The organism is Synechocystis sp. FACHB-383, assembly GCF_014698605.1.
Classification (GTDB): Bacteria; Cyanobacteriota; Cyanobacteriia; order Cyanobacteriales; family Microcystaceae; genus Synechocystis; species Synechocystis salina.
Genome location: NZ_JACJTJ010000040.1, coordinates 1 through 23295 on the forward strand (window position 1 = coordinate 1; position 23295 = coordinate 23295).

Genomic DNA, 23295 nt, shown 5'->3' on the forward strand with positions numbered 1-23295 from the left:
CCATCTTTTGAGAGAGTTGGCTACGCTTTTTAACAGGGTTAATGAGCTTGACAGATTAAAATATCTGGTAAATTTATGGGATACTTTTTATTATTCATCTGCCTAGAATGATGGAAGAGGGATATTAGCGGTGATGACGATCTGTTGGTACTCAATCCATTTCGTAATATTCTAATTGTAACGCCAAGAATATTTATTAGACCGCTTCACTTAAACCTCCTTCCTTTGTAGGCGATCGCCCTGACGGCAAACTAATTCATTTGTGCAATATCGGCAAGCCTCCCGGTCTCGATCTGGGGCAACGGGGTAAGTTCCTGTCTGAAAGTGTTGCTTGAACCCTTCAAGAATTTCCCGGAGTTCTGTTTCGGAAATAACCTGTCTGGGAGAAATATCTTTAGCTTTACTGAGGGAGTAATACAGCGTTTTGGCAACGTGTTCACCTGGATATAAGAATGCTCCCCCTACGACTTTGTAGAGCAGTAATTGCAAATCTATTTTGGCTTTGTCTTCTTGATCTTTGATGCCTTTAGGTAGTGTCCCCCCAGATTTGTAATCAATCAGAACAAGACCCTCCTCACGGCGATCAATTCGGTCAATATAGCCCTTTACTTTTAACGCTTCAATTTCACCAGCAAATTCTTGCTCTAGGGCTAATATTTCCACTGGTTCAGGTAAAAAGTCTGGCTGCAACATTGCCCGTTTGAGAATTTTGATTAATTCCTGACGTTGATGATCCCAAGCGCGAAAGTTCGTCACCTCTATTTTTTTCTCCTCGGCAATATATTTTTCTGCCTGCTGAAACCATTCCATAAGCTTGTCATCATCAATCAGGTTAATCGTCGAATCTTTTTGATAATCACTTAGGGCAATTTCAAGTACTTTGTGATAAAGCGATCCTTTTAAAGCGGAATCAAGCTCTGAGTCCGCCTCTTCAATTTCCCCTAACTTGAGCAATTTATTGGCAAACCATTTAAAGGGACATTGGCCCAATTGGGTTAATTGGGAGGCACTAAACCAATGATCTTCATAATTAAAGGGCATTCCCACCACGCCGTCATATTCATTCGGTGGCTCACTACTTTCCCGCTGTTGTTCAACTTGCCAAGCATGAATGGCTTTGGTTAAAACGTCATCTGTCCCAAGCGGATCTCCGTGAGATCGCCGGAGGTAAACCTGTCGAGCAATTTCGGGACTCGGGATAATTGGTAAGGACATTGGCTCAGGGATAAGACCCAAGCGTTGAAAGTAGGAAGACGGCTCAGATTGTTCGTAGGAACCATGACGGGGAAAGGTTTTGGCGTAGGAAAAAATGAAGGATTTTTTAGGGGTTTGGAGCAGGGTATAAAAATCAAACGTTTCGCTTTGAGCCGATTCCATTGCGCTGGCTAAATGAATACCCTGGCTTTGTAACTGCTGACGTTCATAAAAATCTAGGACTGCATCGTTAACAATCGGCTTGGGTAAATTGCCTTCCCGGCCATCAATGACAAAAACATAGTCGTACTGGGCCCCGACAATCGAACGGGGATTATGGAGTTCGATGCCTTCCCGTCCCGGCCCCGCAACGGTCTGCAGCAAATTCAAATGGGTTAACATTTCTTCCCGAAATTGGGCCCAGGTAATCGTCTCCGTTCCCAGTTCGGGCAATTCCTGTAACCCTTCAGTCCAATTTTTATAAGCCAGACTTTCCTTGGCCCAGCGCCTTGCCTGTTGCCGAACCTGAAACAGATCGAAGATGGCTTGAAAATGGGTTAACCACTCAGGGCGGGAAGCCTCCAAAGGCAACTGCATCGGGAAAATATCAATGTCATGTTCAGCTAGAATCAGCGATCGCCAAGTTTCAAAATCCGTGGGTTGAGATTGTTGGAATTGTGCCCACAGATTACTCCCCAAAGTGCGGCTTAACGGATGCTGAAAAAAGCGGGCGGTTAGCTCAAATGTCCATTGCTGATCCAAGACCTCTAACAGTAACTTGACCCAAGCCCCCACTCGGGTTTCCGCAATGGGAATGGTGTAGGGCAACCGCAAGGCAATGCCGTATTCCCAGGCAATATCCATCAGGCGATCGCCCCATTCTGTGTCATTGGCGGCCACAATCACCATGTCTCGGCTTAATACTCCTTGGTGTAGAAGCTGTTTAACTTGAGCTAAAACTCCCCGAGCTTCTGCCTCTTGGTTAGGATAAACCTGAGCTGATATTTGTGGTTTCTGGTCTGGCTCCGGGGAAATAGCAGACTCTCCGAGAAATACCTGGGAAAGAAATCTGCAAGGTGTGGATAGGTTTTCTTGATCAGTTAACTTTCTTTCTGCCCAACCATTTTGTTTCAGGTGTTGCCTAAACTTTTTCTGGGGCGCAAAAAAGTGTGATTCTCCATCCAGCAGATACAAAACACTATTTTCATCGGCGATCGCCTCGATAAACGCCAATTCATCGAGACGGAGATTAAAGTAACCATAGATCACTAAACGTCGCCGCTGAGATTGTTGTTTAATCGCCTCCCAGAAAAGTTGATTTTGATCAATCCAACCTTCACCACGTAAAAGTTTCTGATAAATCTGGGCAACGTTGAATACTTTCTGTGCTCGTTCAGACCAGTCAGATACTGGGCAAAAATCAGGTTGACTCCGCAGAATAGCTTCAATCGTTGGTTGCCAAGTTCTTGCCATTCCATCTAGATCCTGCAGCTCGAGGGTCTGTTGTAACGCTTCCCGTAAATAATGTTGGACAACTAGGCGCGAGGCGACCTTAGCTTGAACTTGTCTAATTTTGAGAATATCCCGGGCCAATTGCTGCAGGGAAAAGGCTGGAACTTCTAAAGTATCGGCAGCATTGCGGTTAGGAGTAACAATTTGCCAGCCGCTATCATCGGTCAAATCCTGACTCAATTCCCAAGCGGCATAAAGCAGTGATTCAACGCTGTAACTGACATAAAGAGTCGACATTGGTTACAAAGACGATCAGGGAAAATTATTTTGGTAAATATGGCTAATGAAAAATGTAACCCATATTCACATTGCCGATGTCTGCATCAACATCGAAAAAAGACCATCTCGACTAGTATTCAGACAGTCGCCGGGGGAATTATCCTCAGTTCAAGGCAATGGTCCAATGCGGGATAGGAGCGATCGCCTGTGCAGACGGAGACTGATCAACTCATCTATCCCCAAACCACCGATGATGAAGGCAGCAAACCAGGAGCCCATTCTATTGGCCGGTGTGGATAACACCAGGATGGCGATCGCCAGAGCTACGAAAAACAAGCCAAAAAAAGATCTGATTACCAACTCTTGCTTTGACCTAGTAACTTGCCGGCCAGTACTTTTTTTCATGGTGCAATTCCTCCCCAAAATCAGGTCTAGGTGATAACAAAATTGACCAATTTCCCCGGCACCACAATCACCTTTTTGATGGTTTTGCCGGCCAAATAACGTTGGGCTAAATCGGAATTACGGGCCAATTCCTCCAACTGGGTTTTGTCGGCTCCAGCGGGAACGGTGATGGTACCACGGGTTTTGCCTAGCACCTGGATCACCAAAGTAATTTCGTCCAACACTAGGGCGGTGGGGTCGGCCTGCAACCAGGACTGTTGGTGAATGGAGTCAGTACGGCCTAAACGATGCCACAATTCCTCGGTCAAATGGGGCGCAAAGGGAGCAAGGAGTAACAGCAGGGTTTCAATGCCCTCTTGATAAACGGGGGAAGGGGTTAAGTCCGTGGCCGCTATCAGGGCATTACTGAGTTTCATCATTTCAGAAATGGCGGTGTTGAACTGATAATCGTCGTTCAAATCCTCCGCCACTTCTTTGATGGCCCCATGGATAGCTCGCCGTAGATCTTTCTCCGCTTTAGTTAAAGGGTCATTGCTAGTCAATGTTTCTGGGCGATCGCCAATGTAGTCGGTCACTAAGCGCCAAACCCGATTGAGAAAACGGAATTGCCCTTCCACGTCCGCATCGTCCCATTCCAAATCCTTTTCTGGAGGGGCTTTAAAGAGGATAAACATCCTGGCCGTATCCGCTCCATACTTGGCCAGCACTTCCTGGGGATCAACACCATTAAATTTGGACTTGGACATCTTTTCGTAGAAAACTTGTAATGGTTCACCACTATCGGGATCTTTGGGATCCTTGGCATCAATTACCTGTCGCCCCGTTTGCAAATCCTTGGCCGGTACGTATTTGCCTGTGGTGGGATTTTTGTAGGTAATGCCCTGCACCATGCCCTGGGTTAATAATTTTTGGAACGGTTCTTTGACCGCAATTAATTGGCGATCGGCCAAAACTTTGGTGAAAAAGCGGGAGTAAAGCAAATGCAAAATGGCATGTTCAATGCCCCCCACATATTGGTCCACCGGCAACCAGTGGGCAACTTTTTCCCCATCAAAAGGCAACTCGGTATTTTGGGCATCGGCATAACGCAGGAAATACCAGGAAGAATCAATGAAGGTATCCATGGTGTCCGTTTCCCGCCGGGCTGGTTTCCCGCATTTTGGACACGGCACATTCAACCAATCCGTCAACTTCGCTAGGGGAGAAGGGCCCCGCCCAGAAAATTTCACATTATCCGGTAACTCCACCGGCAAATCTTGGCTTGGTACAGGCACCGCTCCACAGTCATCGCAGTGAATAATGGGAATGGGACAGCCCCAATACCGTTGTCGAGAAATCAACCAATCTCGCAGACGATATTGCACCTTGGCGCGGCCATAATCATGATCTTCTGCGAACTTAATAATGGCTTCTTTTGCTTTGGGGGAAGCCATGCCGGTGAAGTGGGCCGAGTTAACCATTACCCCTGTTTCCGTGTAGGCTGCCCCTAGTTCTACATCATTGTTATCAGCATCGTCGGGAACAATCACCACTTGGATGGGGAGATGGTTATCCTGGGCAAATTTAAAGTCCCGTTGGTCATGGGCTGGCACCCCCATCACTGCCCCGGTGCCGTATTCATATAAAACATAATCGGCAATGAGAATGGGAATTTCTTTACCGTTAAAGGGATTAATGGCTACTCCGCCGGTTCTAACGCCCCGTTTTGGTTTATCTTCCGCTGTCCGTTCAATTTCACTTTCCTTGGCCATCAAAGCTACAAAATCTGCCACTGTTTGCTTTTGAGCCGCTGTGGTCACTACTTCAGTTAAAGGGTGTTCTGGCGCTAAAACCACATAGGTGACGCCGTACACCGTATCGGGGCGGGTGGTAAAAACGGCAATTTTTTCATCACCGTCTTTGAGGGGAAATTCCAGATAGGCGCCCACCGATTTACCAATCCAATGGGATTGCATCAGTTTGACCCGTTCCGGCCAGCCATCAAGCTTATCTAAATCATTTAACAGGGCTTCAGCGTAATCGGTAATTTTTAAAAACCATTGCCGTAGTAATTTGCGCTCCACCATGGCTCCCGATCGCCAGGATCGCCCTTCCCCATCAACCTGTTCGTTGGCCAACACGGTTTGATCAATGGGGTCCCAATTGACGGTGGCTTCTTTTTGGTAAGCCAGACCAGCCTGGAAAAATTGCAGAAATAACCATTGGGTCCAACGGTAATAGTCCGGGGCACAGGTGGCCACTTCCCGTTCCCAATCGATGGAAAGCCCCAACTGTTGCAATTGGGCCCGCATCTGGGCAATATTTTTTTCCGTCCACTGCTTGGGGGGAATCCCCCGCTCAATGGCAGCATTTTCCGCCGGCAAACCAAAGGCATCCCAACCCATGGGGTGGAGCACCTGATAACCCTGCATCCTTTTCAGCCGGGCAATGACATCGGTGATGGTGTAATTACGCACATGGCCCATGTGGAGATTCCCGGAAGGATAGGGAAACATGGAGAGGGCATAAAATTTGGGCAAATCGGAGGCGACAGGGGTTTTGTCCAGTCCCCATTCAGCCCAGCTTTGTTGCCATTTTTGCTCGATTTCACCAGCGTTGTATGGGGATGCCACGACGACCAAGATCTCCTAAGCCCAGTTGATTACAGGCTTGTTAGTATACCATTCTGTCCTGGGCCTAGGTTTGGGCCTTTACCCTCCTAGACCAATGGCTTTGTAGAGGTTAAGATGCGCGATTATGGAAACCATTCAACTCAACGTACGCCAAACAATTATTGTCGCAATTTTAGTGCTTTACGTTGGCAAATATCTCACTAAAAAAATCAAATTTTTGCAGAGCTTTAACATCCCCGATGCCGTTTCCGGTGGGGTATTGGCTTCTCTCTTTTTCGGGCTAATTTATGGAATTTTTCGTACAGAAATAGCCTTTGATTTTCCCATTCGGGATGCTTTTTTAATTATTTTCTTTACCTGTATTGGTCTCTCTTCTAAACTCAAAACTTTGCTCCAGGGTGGAAAACCCCTGTTAATTCTGTTGGGGCTGGCGGTGGGCTTTTTAGTGGTGCAGAATTTAGTCGGGCTCGCCATGGCTTCGTTGTTGGGACAGGCGTTACCGGTGGGCTTACTCTCCGGCTCCATCTCCCTCAGTGGCGGCCATGGTACGGCGATCGCCTGGTCTCCCCTTTTTTACCAGAGCGGCATTACCAACGCACCGGAAATTGCCATAGCCTGCGCCACTTTTGGTTTGGTGTTTGGGGGCATTGTGGGAGGGCCCATCGCCAAATTTTTAATCATTCGTAACCAATTACAACCGGATGCCAACGGCGAAGATTTAACCATTAGCATCCGGCGGGACCAGGAGAATGTGCAAATTGACTACAACACCATGCTCCAGTCCATTTTGGTCATTGGTCTAACCATCGGCTTAGGCTTTGAAATCAACGTGGCGATCGCCGGTCTGGGACTGATGTTGCCGGCCTTTGTCTCCTGTTTGCTGGCAGGTATTATTCTCACCAATACCATTCCCCTCGTATTCAAACAATTTCCTTGGCCAGCGGAAACCCCTTCCCTAGCGTTAATTTCCGACGTTAGTTTGGGACTATTCCTGGCCATTTCCCTGATGAGCTTACAACTCTGGACTTTGGCTGGCATTGGTGGAGTGATTGCCATTATCCTCCTAGTCCAATTCATAGCCACAGTAATTTACACCGTTGTCGTTGTTTTCCCCCTCATGGGCCAGGACTACAACGCGGCGGTGATCTCCTCCGGCTATTCCGGTTTAACCCTGGGGGCTACCCCCACGGCGATCGCCAATATGACCGCAGTGACAGAAAAGTTCGGTGCTGCCCCCCAGGCCTTCATCGTTGTGCCCCTGGTGGGAGCTTTCTTCATTGACATTGCCAACGCCTTTGTCATCCAGCAATTTCTCAATTTCCTTGGCTAGGCCGAACTGTGGCGGCAAGGATGATCAGGATTATTAATGCCCAGCAACAGCCACCCCAACCCGGAGGCTAGAGTGGACTCAGTTGCCAAAACATGACAGGATCTGATCGAGACAGAGCTTTTCGGGTAAGAATGGAAATGAAAACTAACCACTCCTTCCTCCGAATTTAGGCAGAGTTTGTACCCAAAACCTACTTCGGATCTAACCTGCTAAGGAAAGTCAGCCCCAGTAAAACCGATTTAGTCTGTTTTTGCCATTGCTTAGAAACCGTTCAGTTAACGGCTCCCAGCACCCACAGGGGTTTTAGTGCTAGGGGTGGGAAGTTGATACTCCCGCAGACTGGGGAACAGAAAATGATTCTCTTCCACATACTGGGCCCCAAACAATCCCTTCTCGGCCCAAAAATATCGATCAGTGGTGTGCTCGTTTCGTTTTACAATGAGCAAGGCCGGGGGCTGAATTTCGTTAGCTTGGATGTAGCGACGAGCGGCCGTGACGGGCTTATCCTCGCCGCTTTCAATATTAAACTGAGGAACAAGCTCCAAAATCTTACGACCTTCTTGACGACGACGACTCTTCCGTTTGCGTTTGCGTGCCAACCCAGTTACCTCCTATTTCAGCGATATGCTGTAATGATAGTTACAAAAGCCGTGTCGATTATATCCGGTCTAATTCTAAATATCAAGCCTCTCCAGCCCTTGCGGTGCTAAGGGGATCGCTGATTCTAAACACCATTTAGGTAGGGTTTCACCCCCAAAACTGCCCCCCAGGGCCATAAATAGACCAATTTAAATCTTAATATTTCTTAACATTTCCTCCGGGGCCTGGCCCCACCATAAGCTCCATGGCTGGTTCCATTTCATCAATGTATTCCCCCAGTGCCGGGTTGATTGCCCTTTGTCAGTCGCAGGTTCGGCTTTTGCAACAGGGATTGCAGGTGGACTGGTGTGGCGTTTATCTAAACCAAGAAGAAACGGAGCAGGGGTTGGTACCGTTGGTGGTTTCCCATAGTCCAACAGTAGCTGAATCGCAAAGTTATGGGTTAATTAGTCTACCACAAGGGGAATCGTCTCCCCCGACAGACGATTTGTCTTTGCCGGCGGTTCCCGTGGGGGTGGGTCAGTTAAGTCGCCGCAGTCGCTTGGAGCCTCCCCCCTTCGATGCGGACAAACGCTTGGTTTTACCTCTGGTTTACGGGGAAGAAATGGTGGGACTGTTGGTAATTCACCGTAGCCAAGGCCAGTGGCATGGGGAGGAAATGGTGCAGTTGGAGGCGATCGCCAAATCTTTAGCGGTGGCCTGCCTATTGGATCAACAACAGGATTGGTACCGCCAGGCCTGGGAGGAGCAAAATCAACAATACCAGTGGGAGCGACAACATTGGGCTGACCTCTTGCACCAACTCCGCAATCCCCTCACTGCCCTAAAAACGTTTAGTAAGCTACTGCTCAAACGTTGGCAGGGGGACGACAAAAGTCAACAGGTGGTGGAAGGCATTGTGCGCCAGGGGGAACATCTCCAGGAGTTGTTACAAAGTTTTGAAGCGAGCCAACATCAAGGCCCTGAGACAGTGCCCCTTTTGCCAAGCGATCCAGCGGCCACAATCCAGGTTTTGCCTCCGGCGGATCATGACGAAACTATGCCCCTGGCCAGTTTTTCCCTAACGGAAGTTTTGCCCCCTATTTTGCTGGCCCACCAGGCGATCGCCGCCGAGAGAAATATTACTTTAACGGCCCAAATTGCTTTGATTGATGCCCTGGTGATTGCTAACCGTTTAGCTTTGCGGGAAGTGGTTAATAATCTTTTAGACAATGCCATTAAATACACTCCCAACGGTGGCCGGGTAGAAGTTAATCTTGCCTTAGAAAGCGGCCGATCTTCTGGCACGGATTGGGTCACATTGGCGATCGCCGACACGGGTTATGGCATTCCCCAGGAGGATCAAGAAAGGATTTTTGAGCGCAATTATCGGGGAACCCAAGCCCAGGGGCCCATTGGCGGCACAGGTTTAGGTTTGGCGATCGTGGCGGATCTAGTAGCCCAAATGGGGGGCAAAATTACTGTCACTAGCCCCAATGGTTTATCTGCCAACAGGAATCGCCCAGGCTCCACTTTCACTCTCTGGCTAACCCCTGGGGAAAAGCCAGGTTGACATCGAACCCAGTTTTCTTGCCCTCACCCTAGCCCCAGTCCTGACTGGTATCACAAAGGAAATTTTCTTGTAAAACCCTTGCTAATGGATAGGGACAGACTTCAGGAAAAACACGAATAGGCAGGTTGGTCTCCCGTAAAGCTAGATCCACCCCCGCTTCAAAGCCATCCTCCAATGCTTGGGGTAAACGGGACTTTAAGCTAGGGTTCTGGAGTAGATGGCGGCGAATGGCCCGGCGTTGCTCCCGAATAGTAAGAAACCAACTACGGGAACGCTGTTCCGGCTGTAATTCCCACTTCAATAAATGACCCAGTAAAACGGCCAAACGGCTGACTAATTCACGATATTGTTGCCTTCCTAAAGCTTCTATCTCCTCTTTGAGATGTTGCCAATCCAGTAATGACGGCTGTTGATTGTTCAAAGCTTGGGCTTGGCTCTGGGTCCAGGCATAAAAGTCCTGCTCGTACAAACCAGAATGTTCCATAACACATATCAATTCTGTGGTTTTCGGTCTAACACTTTGTCAATCCTACTTGTTCTCTCCAGTAACCCAAGCTCCACTTTCACTCCGTAGTTACCACCTGACAACTACTTCTATCATTTTTCTCAGGTGAGAATAATATTTTCTGATTTACAAACGGACTGGGCATGGCGCAGGGCCGTTTTAGTGATAGCTCCAAACAAGTGAATTTTGGGCGTTGCATCCTAGTTAAAAACTGTCTTTCCTGGCAATTTTTGACCGCATATCTCTACCCGTCACAGATTCGATTATTTTGTTACGGTGAGAAGTGGGTTAATAAAGCACCGTAAAATCAACTTCGACGACAATAATGGCGATCGCCAAGGCCCATGTTAGAAAGCAAACTCGAAAATCTGCGGCAATTCTTTCAGGAGTTAGACCGGGCTTTAATTGCCTATTCCGGTGGAGTGGATAGCACCCTAGTGGCGAAAGTAGCCTACGACGTATTGGGGCCCAATGCCGTGGCCATCACCGCCGTTTCCCCTTCCCTATTGCCAGAAGAATTGGAAGATGCCCAGGCCCAGGCCGAATGGATTGGCATTACCCACGAATTGGTGCAAACCAATGAAATGGCCAACCCCAACTACACGGCCAACCCCGAAAACCGTTGTTATTTTTGCAAAAGTGAACTCCACGACACCCTCAAACCCTTAGCTTTGGCCCGGGGTTATAGCTACGTTATTGATGGGGTAAATGGGGATGATCTACGGGATTATCGCCCCGGCATCCAAGCAGCTAAGGAACGGGGGGGGCGATCGCCATTGGCCGAATTGCAAATCAGTAAGTTAGAAGTGCGGCAACTTTCCCAATTATTGGGCTTGCCCTGGTGGGATAAACCAGCCCAGCCTTGCTTGAGTTCCCGTTTTCCCTACGGCGAAGAAATTACAGTGGAAAAACTACAGCGGGTCGGCCGGGCGGAAATTTATCTCCGTCGTCTCGGTTATCCCCAGGTCAGGGTACGCTCAGAGCAAAATTTGGCCCGCATTGAATTGCCCCCGGAACAGATCCAACAGTTTGTGCAAGCTGTGTACCTGGGAGAATTAGTGCAAACCTTTCAAAACTTAGGCTTTCTGTACGTCACCCTGGACTTGGAAGGCTACCAGAGCGGCAAACTCAATCGAGTTTTAACTAAAACTGATGGAATTCCAGCTTAGTTTTTGGGGGGAGAGCAAAAACCCAAAGCCCATGCTAAACTCAACCCTGCAGTTTATAAATGACCAACCCTAGGTATTCCTTCAGAGCCATGGTGGTCAGTTGCAAACTTTTGGCATCGGGCATAAAACCAAGGATAACGTTGGCAAGGTTGAAATTATTTCTGCCCAACGGTTGACTCAAAAAGTCAGTGGCGGCCGGGATGACATTGATACCCAACTTTTCAAACACTCTTTTGGCCCTGGGCATGTGGTAACCAGAGGTGACTAGTATAATGGTGTTTATGCCCATTTGCTGGAGAATTTCCTGGGTAAAAACCACATTTTGCCTGGTATTGAGGGATTTCTCTTCTTTAATAATGGCTTCCCTGGGTACCCCCAGCCGTTGCAGCAGTAGGGCCATATCCTCCGCTTCTGAGCTGGCCACTGTAGCCAGCCAAGGAATTCTGCCTCCGGTGGCAATAATGTAGGGTGCTTTGCCCTCTTGGTAAATTTGGGCGCCGTAAATAACCCGATCGCCAGCTTCGGCCACTTCCGGAAATTGGCGGGGATAGGTGGCTTGGTAAAGTCCTCCCCCCAAAACCACAATGACTGGAGCCTCGGGTAAATCCTCCGTCGGTAAATATCGGTACTCCAGGGTTCGTAGGAGGGCATCACTGACCCAGCTATTGGCGCTGACCAGCAAAATTGCCAATGCTATCAAGGCAAGCCATTGCATCCCCGACTGTTGTCGCCAACTCCAAAAACCGATCCCCAACAGTAGCAACGAAACCAACCCCAGGGGATAGAGGAATAGGGGCAAAAGTTTAGAGAGAAAAACGAACATAAACATTGAGGAGGAGGTTTAAATGCCCATTTTTGCCGGTTTTGCTCAATCAATCAGGGAAAAGAGCATTTCACCGCCACAGACCAGTTGTCCATCCACCCGGGCTTCCCCCTGCATTTTGGCAATGCGTTGCATTTTGAAGGATTGTAACTCCACCGTCATGATCAGTTGATCCCCCGGTACTACTGGTCGCCGGAACCGCACCCCGTCAATGCCAGCAAAGGCAAAAAATTTCCCCCGCATCCCCGGCAGTTGGGTTAAAATCACCCCCCCCACCTGGGCCATGGACTCCACAATCAATACCCCAGGCATAATTGGGCGATCGGGAATATGCCCCGGAAAAAACGGTTCGTTAATGGTGACATTTTTCAGACCGACGGCGGATTTACCTGGCTGAAAATCAATGATGCGGTCCACCAGGGCGAAGGGATAGCGGTGGGGCAATAGGTCACTAATTTCTTGGATGGTGAATTGGGTTTGGGCACTGGCTTCATTGCCATTGCTGTCGCTTAAATTGGGAGTCACCTCCGGAGTTGAAATTGCCATGGGAAAATTTTTGCTAAAAATCTAGGACAAACAGAAGTTGTTGGAAAGTTGGGGGAAATCTAGGGTCTGCCCAGCAAAGCCTGGTTAATCTCCAGCATTCTGGCCGGGTTTTGCCCTCGATCGCCACCGAACACCAGTTTAAAGCCCATTGGACTCTCCCCTGGGCCCCGACCCCAGAAAAATCGGCCAATTCTTCTGCGGGGTTGGCCTACTACCGATAAGATGGGAAGGTTGTTCATTCCCCAAACAGTCCGCTGAATCCTGTGGAAATTTTTGTTTATCACACGCCGGAATTAACACCAGATCAGCCATTGCCCGATTGTGCAGTGGTTATTGATGTCCTGCGGGCCACCACCACCATTGCCACGGCACTCAAAGTTGGAGCGGAGGCGGTACAGGTTTTCAGTTCCCTGAATGATTTGTTGGCCACCAGTGCGGCTTGGCCAGAGGAAAAACGCCTCAGGGCCGGGGAAAGGGGCGGGGCCATGGTAGAAGGCTATGACCTGGGTAATTCCCCCCTTGATTGTACGCCAGAACTGATGATGGGGAAAAGATTGTTTCTATCCACCACCAATGGCACCCGAGCTTTACAACGGGTGGAAAATTGCCCCCAACTCATCACAGCTTCTTTGGTTAATCGGGGTGCAGCGGCAGATTATCTGGTCAAAAACCAGCCCAAAACCGTGTGGCTGCTAGGTTCCGGTTGGGAAGGGGGTTACTCCCTAGAGGATACAGTTTGTGCCGGGGCGATCGCCGCCTACCTCACAGAAAAGGGGGTGGAATTCACCAAAGGCAACGATGAAGTAACGGCAGCTTTAAGTCTTTACCGCCAATGGCAGGACAATCTGTTGGGACTGTTTGAATTGGCTAGCCATGGCCAGCGGTTGCTGAAGCTCGATCGCCTGGATGATTTGCGCTACTGTGCCACGGAGGATTTAATTGATATTCTGCCCAAGCAGGTATCCCCAGGGGTATTGACCGCCGCTTAAATCGACAATTGTATTTATATTGAATTTAGTTTTTCCAATTATTTCCCCGCTAAAATTCCATTTCCCAACCACTATGGATACATTTGACGCTATTTACCAACGGCGATCGATTAAGCATTTTGACCCTGACCATCGACTGACCCCAGAAGAAGAAAGAAAATTGCTCGAAGCGGCCATCCAAGCCCCCACTAGTTATAACATCCAACATTGGCGGTTCCTGATTATCCGGGACCCCCAACTACGGCAAACCATTCGGGACAAGTATGGCAACCAAGCCCAAATGACCGATGCCTCCCTGCTAATTTTGGTGGTGGCGGATGTCAATGCCTGGGATAAGGATCCCGCCCGTTACTGGCGCAATGCTCCCCCAGAGGTGGCGGATTATTTAGTCGGGGCGATCAGCTCTTTCTATGGTGGTAAACCACAGTTGCAAAGGGATGAAGCCCAACGGTCCATCGGCATGGCTATGCAAAATTTGATGTTAGCGGCCAAGGCCATGGGCTATGATAGCTGTCCCATGATCGGTTTTGACCTGGAAAAGGTGGCCGAATTGGTCAAGTTACCCGCTGACTACGCCATTGGCCCCATGGTGGCGATCGGTAAGCGCACCGAAGATGCCCGTGCCAAAGGGGGACAACTGCCCCTGGAGGAAGTGGTCAAAGAAAATTCCTTTGCCTAGGCCGATTGCCCGGTAAATGATTAGGAATTTGAGCGGCATCTTCCCTGCACCCAGCTAATCCCTTGATTTTCCCGTTTAACGAAATTTTGCTTGATTAACACCTCTATGCGTACTCATTATTGCGGCGACCTACGGACAACCCATCTGGGGGAAACTGTTACCCTCTACGGTTGGGTCGATCGCCGTCGGGATCATGGTGGCGTAATTTTCCTGGACCTGCGCGATCGCCGGGGCATAGTGCAAATCGCTAGTAGCCCCGACCAAACCCCCGTTTCCTATCCGGTGGCGGAAGGATTACGTAATGAGTATGTGGTGCAAGTTACCGGTGTGGTTAGTAAACGCCCCCCGGAATCGTTAAATGAGAAAATTCCCACCGGGGAGATTGAGATCTATGCGGACAGCATCATCCTGCTCAACGCCGTCAATCAACAATTGCCCTTTGTGGTGTCCAGCCACGAAGCAGAACAGGTGCGGGAAGATGTACGGCTCAAATACCGCTACCTAGACTTGCGGCGGGCCAGGTTAAGCCAAAATCTCCAACTGCGCCATCAAGTGGTGAAAGCCATGCGCCGTTTCCTGGAAGACCAAGAGGACTTTCTGGAAATTGAGACTCCCATTCTCACCCGTTCCACCCCCGAAGGAGCGAGGGATTACCTAGTGCCCTCCCGGGTTAACCCTGGGGAATGGTACGCCCTGCCCCAGTCGCCCCAACTGTTCAAGCAACTGTTGATGGTGGCGGGTATGGACCGCTATTACCAAATTGCCCGCTGTTTTCGGGATGAAGATTTACGGGCCGATCGTCAGCCGGAATTTACCCAGTTGGACATGGAAATGAGCTTCATGGGGCAGGATGAAATTCTCGACCTCAACGAAGCTTTAATTTGCCATATTTTCAAAGTCGTTAAAAATATTGATCTGCCCAGGCCATTTCCCCGGCTGACCTACCAGGACTCCATGGCAAAATACGGTAACGATCGCCCGGATACCCGTTTTGGTCTAGAACTGGTGGATCTATCGGATTTACTGGGCAATTGTGGCTTTAAAGTTTTTGCCGCCGCCGTTAGTAGTGGGGGATCCGTCAAGGCCATCAGGGTGCCCGGTGGCAATGAAAGCATCTCCAATGTGCGGATTAAACCCGGCGGAGATTTATTCAAAGAGGCAACGGAAGCCGGAGCGAAAGGCATTGCCTACATTCGGGTGCGAGATAACGGCGACATTGATACCATTGGTGCCATTAAGGACAACCTGGATGAAGAACAGGTAAAAACCCTGCTGCAACGTACCCAAGCCGAAGCGGGGGATTTGTTACTGTTCGGTGCTGGCGATACGGCCACGGTAAATAAATCCCTATCCCGTCTCCGTTTAGTGCTGGGGGAACAGTTGGATTTAATTGATGCCGATGCTGTTAACTTGCTGTGGATCACCGACTTTCCCATGTTTGAGTGGAATGCCGACGAAAAACGCTTTGAAGCTCTGCACCATCCCTTTACTGCCCCCCACCCGGAAGACTTGGATGACTTAAAATGCGCCCGGGCCCAGGCCTACGATTTGGTCATGAACGGCGTGGAAATTGGCGGTGGCAGTTTGCGTATTTACCAACGGGAAGTGCAGGAAAAAGTTTTTGCCACCATTGGTTTATCACAGGAGGAAGCCCACGAAAAATTTGGCTTCCTACTGGATGCGTTCGAGTATGGCACCCCTCCCCACGGCGGTATTGCCTACGGTTTAGACCGGTTGGTGATGTTGTTGGCTAAGGAAGATTCCATTCGGGATGTGATCGCATTCCCCAAAACCCAACAGGCCAGTTGTCTGCTCACGGAAGCTCCAGCGGCGGTGGATAAAAAGCAACTTAAGGAGCTGGAGGTAGCTTCTACCTACATCCCTAAAGTTAAAGTGGAAGACTAGGTAGCCCTGCTTTTTATTGGCCTCCATGATGGAACGTTTTTCCCCTACTCCAGATTTATGGAAAAAATTGAGCCTCTTTGATCGTACCGTGGGGGCGATCGCCATCATTTTGATTAGTCTAATTGTGGTGGTGCTACTGCGGGGCAATCAAAGCCCCCTGTCGGTGACGCAATACAGTTGGCGTAACACCAATATCGGAGCCCAGACCCAGGCCCTGACCATGACGTTTAATCACCCCGTCGACCCAGGAAAAATTGAGGCGGGTTTGACCATTGATCCCCCCTTGGCGGGCAAAACCATTTGGCAGGGGCGGCGTTGGTTTTATTCCCTAACAGAAATTCCCCGTTACGGCACGAACTATCAGTTGAGCCTACCTTTACCTGCCATGGTAAGGGGTCGAGGGGAACAGGATTTCACCAGTGTCATCACCAGTCGAGCCAGGGCTTTGGTCTATATCGGTGTAGGCGGCGAAGAAAGGGGGAGGTTAATTCTCTACAACATTACCAACCCCCAACAACCGCAAAAAATTATCCTTACCCCCAGGGATCTCACCGTTCGTCAATTTCAAATTTATCCCCAAGGCGATCGCCTGGTTTTTACCGCCACCGATCCCACCCGCCGGAGTGGACAACAGAATATTTTCACTGTCACCACCGGCATCAATAACCTCAATACCCAAACCAAGATTCTACCGGGAAAGTTGGAACGGCTTTGGGAAAATCAGGATTACGATAATCAGCGCATTGCCCTGGCCACCAATGGCAGCACCTTAGTGATTGCTAGGCAGAATGTCCAAAATCCTGCCGATGCTGGTTTATGGGTAGCTCCCAAGGGAGACAGCCCCCGGCCCTTAGGCATTAAAGCTGACCAGTTCATTGTCGGCCCCAATGGAAATTTCCTGGCGGTCACCCAGGAAGGCGGAGTGGGATTGATTCCCCTCACCCCCAACGCCGGGGCGCCCCAATTTTTGGAGGCCATGGAGCAAGCTTTAGATTTTTCTCCCAATGGCAAGGAACTGCTGTTAACCCAACAAAACCCAGATTTTAGCCATTCCCTGGTAATTTACGATCTGCAAGACCGCACCCAAAGGGAAATTTTACGGGGTCCTTATCCCCTATTAAGCTGTCGTTTTGATCCCCGCTCCCAACCCAGGGCCTATTGTTTGCAGGCGGATTTTATTCAACGGGAAGGGGAGCCTGTGCAACCAGAACCCTATCTGGCAGTGATTAATTTAACCGATGGCCAAACCCGCCCTCTGTTGGCCTTGCCCAACTACCCTGAAGTTGACCTCGCCATTGCTCCCGATGGTCTGGGGTTAATGTTTGACCAAGTGGCCACCGGCCCTAGCATGGGTTCCCATGATCTGCTCACCAATTCCCAAAGATCCATTGTGGATGGACGGGTTTGGTTACTCCCCCTACCTGGAGATCTGGCCACCGAAACCGACGCGGATCCCGATCCCCAAGAATTGACCGCCGGTTTTGCTCCCCGTTGGATGCCATAGCCTCTGATCCCCAGTGGATTAGGGTTATTCGGGTGTGGGAACGCACAAAGGGTCAGATTATTTGGTACGCTAATTTAAACAGTTTGGGAATAGTAAGTAAGCGTGAACATTACGATTGGACGGGGAAAAACAGCCCGTCGAGCCTATGGTATCGACGAAATTGCACTGGTTCCCGGAGTGCGGACTTTAGACCCAGCTCTGGCCGATACCCGCTGGCAAGTGGGCGCCATTGAGCGGGAAATCCCCATTATTGCCAGCGCTATGGATGGGGTGGTGGACAGCCGCATGGCAGTACTACTCTCGGAACTGGGCGCTTTGGGGGTAGTGAATTTAGAGGGCATCCAAACCCGTTATGAAGACCCTAATCCGATTTTGGACCGCATCGCTTCGGTGGGCAAAACGGAATTTGTGGGGTTAATGCAGGAACTCTACGCCGAACCCATTAAGCCCGAGTTAATCACCAAGCGTATTCAAGAAATTCAAGCTGCTGGGGGCATTGCGGCGGTGAGTCTGACTCCGGTGGGGGCGGCCAAATATGCCAGTACAGTGGCCGAAGCGGGGGCTGATTTGTTATTTATTCAGGCTACGGTGGTGTCCACAGCCCATCTCTCCCCTGAGTCGGTGGAGAGTTTGGATCTGGTCAAGCTGTGCCAGGAAATGCCCATGCCGGTGGTGTTGGGGAACTGCGTCACCTACGAAGTCAGCTTGGAATTGATGCGGGCCGGGGCAGCGGCAGTGCTGGTGGGCATTGGCCCCGGAGCGGCCTGTACCTCCCGGGGAGTGCTGGGAGTGGGGGTTCCTCAACCAACGGCGATCGCCGATTGTGCTGGGGCCAGGGATGACTATTTCCAAGAAAGTGGCCGTTACGTTCCTGTTATTGCCGATGGCGGCATCATTACCGGTGGTGACATCTGTAAGTGCATTGCCTGCGGTGCTGATGCAGTGATGATCGGTTCCCCCATTGCCAGGGCAGCGGAAGCTCCCGGCCGTGGTTTCCATTGGGGGATGGCCACCCCCAGTCCCGTATTACCCCGGGGGACTCGTATTAATGTCGGTACCACTGGCACCATTCGGGAGATTTTGGTGGGGCCCGCCAAATTGGATGATGGCACCCATAATCTGCTGGGGGCATTGAAAACCAGCATGGGCACCCTGGGAGCCAAAGATATGAGAGAAATGCAACAGGTGGATGTGGTCATTGCCCCTTCCCTGCTCACAGAAGGTAAGGTTTACCAAAAAGCCCAACAGTTGGGCATGGGTAAGTAATACTTGCCATCGCAATTATTAATCCCCTCGGATCATTTCATTCTGGGGGGATTTTTATTTGGTCTGTTTGTTATCCTGGGCTGAACTTTGTTGACCAATCCCCAGTCACTATCCCCTAGTCTCCTAACGTCGTGAAACACTGGAAAACTTATCTAGTTTTAGTCTTATTGGCGATCGCCATGTTGTTGCCGTTACTGTGGTTGGTAGCTACGGCGTTGAAGGCCCCGACGGAGGATGTCTTTGGGGGTTTGGGGCAATTGTTACCCCGACAACCTAACCTGGGCAATTTTATTAAGGTTTGGCAAGACTATCCCTTTGGCCGTTACCTATTTAACAGCGTGGTGGTTTCAAGCATCACTGTGGCCCTTAATTTATTTTTTTGCGCCTTGGCCGCCTATCCCCTGGCCCGTTTGAACTTTGTCGGTCGGGACGTGACCCTAGCGGCGATCGTTGCTACGTTGATGATCCCTTTCCAGTTGATCATGATTCCCCTCTACATTCTGGCAGTGAATTTGGGACTCAGGAATAGTTACGTGGGCATTATCTTCCCCAGCCTGGCTTCTGCCTTTGGTATTTTTCTGCTCCGGCAGGCTTTCCAAGGGGTGCCTAAGGAATTGGAAGAGGCGGCTCGCATCGATGGCTGTCGAGAATTGGGCATTTGGTGGCACATCATGATTCCAGCCATCCGCCCCGCCCTGGTTACCTTGGCCATTTTTGTTTTCATCGGTTCTTGGAGCGATTTTCTTTGGCCCCTGATTGTGCTCGATCAACCAGAATATTACACATTGCCTTTGGGCGTTGCTCAGTTGTCTAGCGCTTTGGATTTTGACTGGCGGCTAATTGCAGCGGCTTCCGTGATTGCCATTGCTCCCATTATTGTGCTGTTTCTGTTTGTGCAACGTTACATTATCCCCTCCGAAGCCAGCAGTGGGGTCAAAGGGTAAAGCCATTTTTCTACCGCCCACCGCAACCAGTCCAGAGATAGGACAAGGGAAATGGGGAATTGTCCCGGCCGCCGTCATGGTCGTCACGACTAAAAAATTTGTTATCGGGACGATCTCCAACAATATTTGGTCTGTAGCGGGGGATGGAGACCGCCCCAATGTTAATCAATTACAACATGAAGAACGGTTAGTATTTGCTCAGCTTGCCCGTTATAACCGCCAAATGGGAGGCTTCGGGGGGTAATTAATCAATGGACTCAGCTTCAGTTACTCTTCCCTGAATAAATGAGGATTTAATCGATTATTGACTTCTTTTCTCGCATCTATTTTCGTACCTAGTAAATAAGGCGATCGCCTTTGTCTTGTCACTTCCATCTTGAGTGCTATTTAGGCAAAGTTAATTTCAGTAAACTTTTCTTTAATTTACCATAATCATTGCTATCCTAATTAATAATCATTGGAGATGTTTTAGTTATGGCTGTCAACAAAATTTCTATTTTAATGTTGGGAATAATATCCTCTGTTCTATTAGGTTTTTTGGGACAAAAAATTTCCCTAAGTGCTCCTGTTCAAGCCAAGGATGCTAAGCCCGATCAGGATCAAAATGCAGCATTACAGGCCGTTGCCAAAATGATGGAAGGCCAGCGTACCTACTACCAGAAAAATGGGCAATTTCGGGCAACAGTTGACAATATTCAACAAAATTTCGGGATTACTTTACCTCAGAGCTTCGATTATGCGGTGCGAACAACCTCGGAAGCTGCCTATAGTTACGTTATTCCTGCCCAATCTCCTTTCAAAGGCCAGTTGAAAGCCTATGTAGGGGCAGCATTTATCACACCGGATCAAAATCCTAAAATCACCACCATTATTTGTGAAAATAGCCAGCCAGGAACGATACGACCCGCCGATCCCCAACTCGTGCGAGGTACTGACTTGAATAATCCCACCAAGCTTGCTTTAATTTGTGGCGATTTTTCTGTGCAGGTTCCTGAATCTATGGTCAATGAATAGGGTGCAAGGCGTTATTCTCCAAACAATTAGGGATCTTTTGTTTGGCGATCGCCCCTTAAAAATTTATCAACAAAAATAATGTCCATTCCAGTTTTTAGCGAATAATTTTTATGCAAATACTTTCTCAAAAAATAGATTTTTGGCGATTTTTTATCTCTATTTGCTTGTTCAGTTTACCGTTAAATTATGGGCTGTCAGGTAAGGTTAGAGCCGAAAATTTACCTAATTCTAATCATCCCAATCCAGTTTTGATTTCGGCCAATCCCCAAACTAATCTGGAACCCAAGGCCATTGAAATTCTTAAGGCGATGAGCGATCGCCTAGCTGTGGCTAGGACCATGAAATTTACGGCGGTTACGACCTACGAAAACCCTAGTCGTTTGGGGCCAGCCTTGGCTTACCACACCCTTTCTAATGTCACCCTACAGCGACCTAATAAATTGCAAGTGCTTTCCCCTGGAGATGGCCCTGCTTCGGAATTTTATTACAACGGCAAAACCCTAGTGGCCTTTGCGCCGACGGAAGATTTAGTGGCGATCGCCGAAGCCCCCGGCACCATTGATGAAGCGTTGAAATTTGCCTATGAAACCGCCGCCATTTATTTTCCGTTTACGGATTTTCTGGTGGCCAATCCCTACGGTGATATTGCGGGAGATCTAAAAACCGCTTTTTATATTGGTCAATCCCAAGTCATTGATGGCACAACTACCGACATGGTGGCGATCGCCACGGACAACGTCTTTGCTCAAGTGTGGATTGGGGCAGAGGACAAATTACCCCGCATGATTCGGGCGGTCTATCGGAATGATCCATCCCGGTTACGCCATCAAGTGACCTTTACTAATTGGCAATTAGATATGCCGATCCCCACTGATACTTTTGGTTCCACCCGGGCCAATGCTGCCAAACCTATTCCCTTCAAACGTCCCGAACCCGAACCAATAGAGTAAAGGTCCATTGTTAAACCCTAATGTTCTACTTTTAAGGTGAATCCGATGAAAAATAAACTGACAAAAAGAACGGCAATTAGTTTTACAGGTCTCTTGTTAACTAGCCTTAGCCTAAATTTAAGTCCTGCCCAAGCATTTTTCCACGGCGGTGGTGGCTCATGGCACGCCAGTGGATTTCGGGGAACGGCTTCAGGAGGGAATGGTTCCTGGAGTGCTAGTGGCTATCGTGGCGGATCGGCCTCTGGGGGCGATGGCTCTTGGAGTGGCACGGGCTTTCGGGGGAGTACGGCATCCGGCGGTGACGGTTCCTGGAACGCTAATGGTTTTCGAGGTGGATCGGCATCGGGGGGCGACGGTTCTTGGCATGGAACTGGTGCCTATGGAGCAACGGCCTACGGGGGTTATAACCACTATTACGGCGGAGCCTATTACGGAGGCTATCATCCGCCAACGGTTGTCAACACTTATGCAACGGGTTGTTACAGTTGCGGTGGTTGGTATGCTGCTGGAGCTGCCGCTACAGGGGCCGTTATCGGAGCAACAGCCGCTAATGCGAATAATGGCAATGCCTATGCCGAAGGTTACGCCGCCGGGGCTGAAAATACGGCCTATGCGATGGGGGCCATTTATCCGACCTTACCTCCAGGGGCCGCAATACAGACCATTGGAAATGCCACTTATTATCTCTATAACGGGGTTTGGTTTAGTCCGGCCTATGGAGCCAATGGCGTTTATTACCGTGTAGTTCCTACGCCTTAATTACCTTTAGTTAAATAGCAACATATTCAATTCAAGGTGATCGTCTGCTTAATGAACAGTTGAGCGATGATCACTAACTCATTACTGCGGGCTCTCTCAATTGGCAAGTAATTGCTTAAATTTGCCAAGTAATACGGGAAAATTATGCTAAAAAAGTCGACAAATCCTTACATTATTTTAATTATTACAATAATTGGGATTGCGATTGCAATTGTCGGCAAAAATACATTCGAGTTGTTTTTTGTAAATGTGACTTTTTTGGCGACTATCTTATTAATTGCTCTGAGAAACTTTTATTTTCATGATCGTGTTTATTCATATACAAGAGCAAAGCTTGAATTCACCTTAATCTTAATTTCTTTTTTAGCTGACATAATATTCCACTTTCAGTTAATTTTTCGTTTTAGCGTTTTTTTTGGTTACTGCCACCGTCATTAAAATTTTAGTGTTTGGATATGAATGGATCTCAACAGTTAAGGTATTAGCCTATAGACAAAAAGTCACGGGTCATACCATTATGTTAGCAATCATCGCTTATCTTTTTATCGGAATTATCTGGTCATTTATTTATTTTATGATTTGGCAAATAGATCCCTATTCTTTCAAAATCAGTGACATCAGGGAATATCAATTAAAGCCGTGGAATTTGGCAATGTATTTCAGCTTAATTACTTTGACCACTGTAGGGTATGGTGGCATTATTCCAACGGGAAGATGGGTGATGTTACTGGCTAATCTTGAGGCTATGGCAGGGGCAATTTTTTTAACCGTAATTGTTGCCCGCTTAGTTTCCTTATATAGTAACTCTGGGTAATTAA

General features: G+C 48.9%; 21 protein-coding genes. 14 read left to right on the forward strand and 7 right to left on the reverse strand.

Annotated elements, in window-relative coordinates; translation table 11 throughout:
* Positions 1 to 210: 210 nt before the first annotated feature.
* From H6G45_RS11015 to leuS, 3 genes are all read right to left on the reverse strand, one after another.
* The gene (locus tag H6G45_RS11015; RefSeq protein ID WP_190598488.1) at positions 211 to 2943 is read right to left on the reverse strand and encodes a PD-(D/E)XK nuclease family protein; all 2733 of its coding nucleotides are present in this window, start codon (positions 2941 to 2943) and stop codon (positions 211 to 213) included.
* A 150-nt stretch (positions 2944 to 3093) separates the two neighbouring features.
* On the reverse strand, positions 3094 to 3330 hold the full coding sequence (locus H6G45_RS11020; RefSeq protein ID WP_190598489.1) for a hypothetical protein: 237 nt from the start codon (positions 3328 to 3330) through the stop codon (positions 3094 to 3096).
* Between the two features lie 26 nt (positions 3331 to 3356).
* Positions 3357 to 5942 carry a leucine--tRNA ligase gene (leuS, locus tag H6G45_RS11025; RefSeq protein ID WP_190598490.1) on the reverse strand — a complete coding sequence of 862 codons (2586 nt, stop codon included), beginning with the start codon at positions 5940 to 5942 and terminating at the stop codon, positions 3357 to 3359.
* A 124-nt stretch (positions 5943 to 6066) separates the two neighbouring features.
* Between leuS and gltS the strand changes: the two genes are divergently transcribed.
* Positions 6067 to 7272, forward strand: a complete 1206-nt coding sequence (gene gltS / locus H6G45_RS11030; RefSeq protein WP_190598491.1) for a sodium/glutamate symporter — start codon at positions 6067 to 6069, stop codon at positions 7270 to 7272.
* Positions 7273 to 7547: 275 nt separating this feature from the next.
* On the opposite strand, the gene H6G45_RS11035 is transcribed toward gltS, so the two are convergent.
* Positions 7548 to 7871: a DUF3155 domain-containing protein gene (locus H6G45_RS11035; RefSeq protein WP_190598492.1), complete on the reverse strand. Its 324-nt coding sequence runs from the start codon at positions 7869 to 7871 to the stop codon at positions 7548 to 7550.
* Positions 7872 to 8116: 245 nt separating this feature from the next.
* Here H6G45_RS11035 and hik2 point away from each other — a divergent pair, with 245 nt between their 5' ends.
* Positions 8117 to 9424 (forward strand): two-component system sensor histidine kinase Hik2, encoded by a 1308-nt coding sequence (hik2, locus tag H6G45_RS11040; protein WP_190598493.1) that lies wholly within the window; start codon positions 8117 to 8119, stop codon positions 9422 to 9424.
* 28 nt (positions 9425 to 9452) lie between these two features.
* Here hik2 and H6G45_RS11045 read toward each other — a convergent pair whose 3' ends face one another.
* Complete coding sequence (locus H6G45_RS11045; protein WP_190598494.1) at positions 9453 to 9908, reverse strand: DUF29 domain-containing protein; 456 nt, start codon at positions 9906 to 9908, stop codon at positions 9453 to 9455.
* 365 nt (positions 9909 to 10273) lie between these two features.
* Here H6G45_RS11045 and larE point away from each other — a divergent pair, with 365 nt between their 5' ends.
* Complete coding sequence (larE, locus tag H6G45_RS11050; protein WP_190598495.1) at positions 10274 to 11098, forward strand: ATP-dependent sacrificial sulfur transferase LarE; 825 nt, start codon at positions 10274 to 10276, stop codon at positions 11096 to 11098.
* A 40-nt stretch (positions 11099 to 11138) separates the two neighbouring features.
* Here larE and H6G45_RS11055 read toward each other — a convergent pair whose 3' ends face one another.
* Positions 11139 to 11927 (reverse strand): YdcF family protein, encoded by a 789-nt coding sequence (locus H6G45_RS11055; RefSeq protein ID WP_242018139.1) that lies wholly within the window; start codon positions 11925 to 11927, stop codon positions 11139 to 11141.
* A 39-nt stretch (positions 11928 to 11966) separates the two neighbouring features.
* Positions 11967 to 12467: a 3-hydroxyacyl-ACP dehydratase FabZ gene (gene fabZ, locus H6G45_RS11060; RefSeq protein ID WP_199309713.1), complete on the reverse strand. Its 501-nt coding sequence runs from the start codon at positions 12465 to 12467 to the stop codon at positions 11967 to 11969.
* Between the two features lie 263 nt (positions 12468 to 12730).
* Here fabZ and H6G45_RS11065 point away from each other — a divergent pair, with 263 nt between their 5' ends.
* The 11 genes from H6G45_RS11065 to H6G45_RS19285 all read left to right on the forward strand — a co-directional run bounded on the left by H6G45_RS11065 (position 12731) and on the right by H6G45_RS19285 (position 23291).
* Positions 12731 to 13456 carry a 2-phosphosulfolactate phosphatase family protein gene (locus tag H6G45_RS11065; protein WP_190598496.1) on the forward strand — a complete coding sequence of 242 codons (726 nt, stop codon included), beginning with the start codon at positions 12731 to 12733 and terminating at the stop codon, positions 13454 to 13456.
* 73 nt (positions 13457 to 13529) lie between these two features.
* Entirely contained in the window at positions 13530 to 14135 is a 606-nt protein-coding gene (locus H6G45_RS11070) for a nitroreductase family protein (protein WP_190598497.1), read from the forward strand.
* A gap of 105 nt (positions 14136 to 14240) precedes the next feature.
* The gene (aspS, locus tag H6G45_RS11075) at positions 14241 to 16040 is read left to right on the forward strand and encodes an aspartate--tRNA ligase (protein WP_190598498.1); all 1800 of its coding nucleotides are present in this window, start codon (positions 14241 to 14243) and stop codon (positions 16038 to 16040) included.
* A gap of 25 nt (positions 16041 to 16065) precedes the next feature.
* Positions 16066 to 17544 (forward strand): hypothetical protein, encoded by a 1479-nt coding sequence (locus H6G45_RS11080; RefSeq protein ID WP_190598499.1) that lies wholly within the window; start codon positions 16066 to 16068, stop codon positions 17542 to 17544.
* 102 nt (positions 17545 to 17646) lie between these two features.
* Positions 17647 to 18810, forward strand: coding sequence for a GuaB3 family IMP dehydrogenase-related protein (locus H6G45_RS11085; RefSeq protein ID WP_190598500.1), 1164 nt, complete (start codon positions 17647 to 17649; stop codon positions 18808 to 18810).
* A 131-nt stretch (positions 18811 to 18941) separates the two neighbouring features.
* On the forward strand, positions 18942 to 19754 hold the full coding sequence (locus H6G45_RS11090) for a carbohydrate ABC transporter permease (protein WP_190598501.1): 813 nt from the start codon (positions 18942 to 18944) through the stop codon (positions 19752 to 19754).
* 76 nt (positions 19755 to 19830) lie between these two features.
* Positions 19831 to 19998, forward strand: a complete 168-nt coding sequence (locus H6G45_RS11095; protein WP_190598502.1) for a hypothetical protein — start codon at positions 19831 to 19833, stop codon at positions 19996 to 19998.
* Positions 19999 to 20228: 230 nt separating this feature from the next.
* Positions 20229 to 20768 (forward strand): type IV pilin-like G/H family protein, encoded by a 540-nt coding sequence (locus H6G45_RS11100; protein ID WP_242018140.1) that lies wholly within the window; start codon positions 20229 to 20231, stop codon positions 20766 to 20768.
* A gap of 248 nt (positions 20769 to 21016) precedes the next feature.
* Positions 21017 to 21718, forward strand: coding sequence for a DUF2092 domain-containing protein (locus H6G45_RS11105; protein WP_242018141.1), 702 nt, complete (start codon positions 21017 to 21019; stop codon positions 21716 to 21718).
* 45 nt (positions 21719 to 21763) lie between these two features.
* On the forward strand, positions 21764 to 22477 hold the full coding sequence (locus H6G45_RS11110) for an RNA-binding protein (protein ID WP_190598504.1): 714 nt from the start codon (positions 21764 to 21766) through the stop codon (positions 22475 to 22477).
* Positions 22478 to 22892: 415 nt separating this feature from the next.
* Positions 22893 to 23291, forward strand: coding sequence for an ion channel (locus tag H6G45_RS19285; protein ID WP_199309714.1), 399 nt, complete (start codon positions 22893 to 22895; stop codon positions 23289 to 23291).
* The last annotated feature ends 4 nt before the right edge of the window (positions 23292 to 23295 follow it).

What these genes read in the sequence shown, in the direction of transcription:
- H6G45_RS11015 (WP_190598488.1), bottom strand. Translation starts at nt 2,943, where the DNA reads ATGTCGACTCTTTATGTCAGTTACAGCGTTGAATCACTGCTTTATGCC.
- H6G45_RS11020 (WP_190598489.1), bottom strand. Translation starts at nt 3,330, where the DNA reads ATGAAAAAAAGTACTGGCCGGCAAGTTACTAGGTCAAAGCAAGAGTTG.
- gltS (WP_190598491.1), top strand. Translation starts at nt 6,067, where the DNA reads ATGGAAACCATTCAACTCAACGTACGCCAAACAATTATTGTCGCAATT.
- hik2 (WP_190598493.1), top strand. Translation starts at nt 8,117, where the DNA reads ATGGCTGGTTCCATTTCATCAATGTATTCCCCCAGTGCCGGGTTGATT.
- H6G45_RS11045 (WP_190598494.1), bottom strand. Translation starts at nt 9,908, where the DNA reads ATGGAACATTCTGGTTTGTACGAGCAGGACTTTTATGCCTGGACCCAG.
- larE (WP_190598495.1), top strand. Translation starts at nt 10,274, where the DNA reads ATGTTAGAAAGCAAACTCGAAAATCTGCGGCAATTCTTTCAGGAGTTA.
- H6G45_RS11055 (WP_242018139.1), bottom strand. Translation starts at nt 11,927, where the DNA reads ATGTTTATGTTCGTTTTTCTCTCTAAACTTTTGCCCCTATTCCTCTAT.
- fabZ (WP_199309713.1), bottom strand. Translation starts at nt 12,467, where the DNA reads ATGGCAATTTCAACTCCGGAGGTGACTCCCAATTTAAGCGACAGCAAT.
- H6G45_RS11070 (WP_190598497.1), top strand. Translation starts at nt 13,530, where the DNA reads ATGGATACATTTGACGCTATTTACCAACGGCGATCGATTAAGCATTTT.
- aspS (WP_190598498.1), top strand. Translation starts at nt 14,241, where the DNA reads ATGCGTACTCATTATTGCGGCGACCTACGGACAACCCATCTGGGGGAA.
- H6G45_RS11080 (WP_190598499.1), top strand. Translation starts at nt 16,066, where the DNA reads ATGATGGAACGTTTTTCCCCTACTCCAGATTTATGGAAAAAATTGAGC.
- H6G45_RS11095 (WP_190598502.1), top strand. Translation starts at nt 19,831, where the DNA reads ATGGTCGTCACGACTAAAAAATTTGTTATCGGGACGATCTCCAACAAT.
- H6G45_RS11100 (WP_242018140.1), top strand. Translation starts at nt 20,229, where the DNA reads ATGGCTGTCAACAAAATTTCTATTTTAATGTTGGGAATAATATCCTCT.
- H6G45_RS11110 (WP_190598504.1), top strand. Translation starts at nt 21,764, where the DNA reads ATGAAAAATAAACTGACAAAAAGAACGGCAATTAGTTTTACAGGTCTC.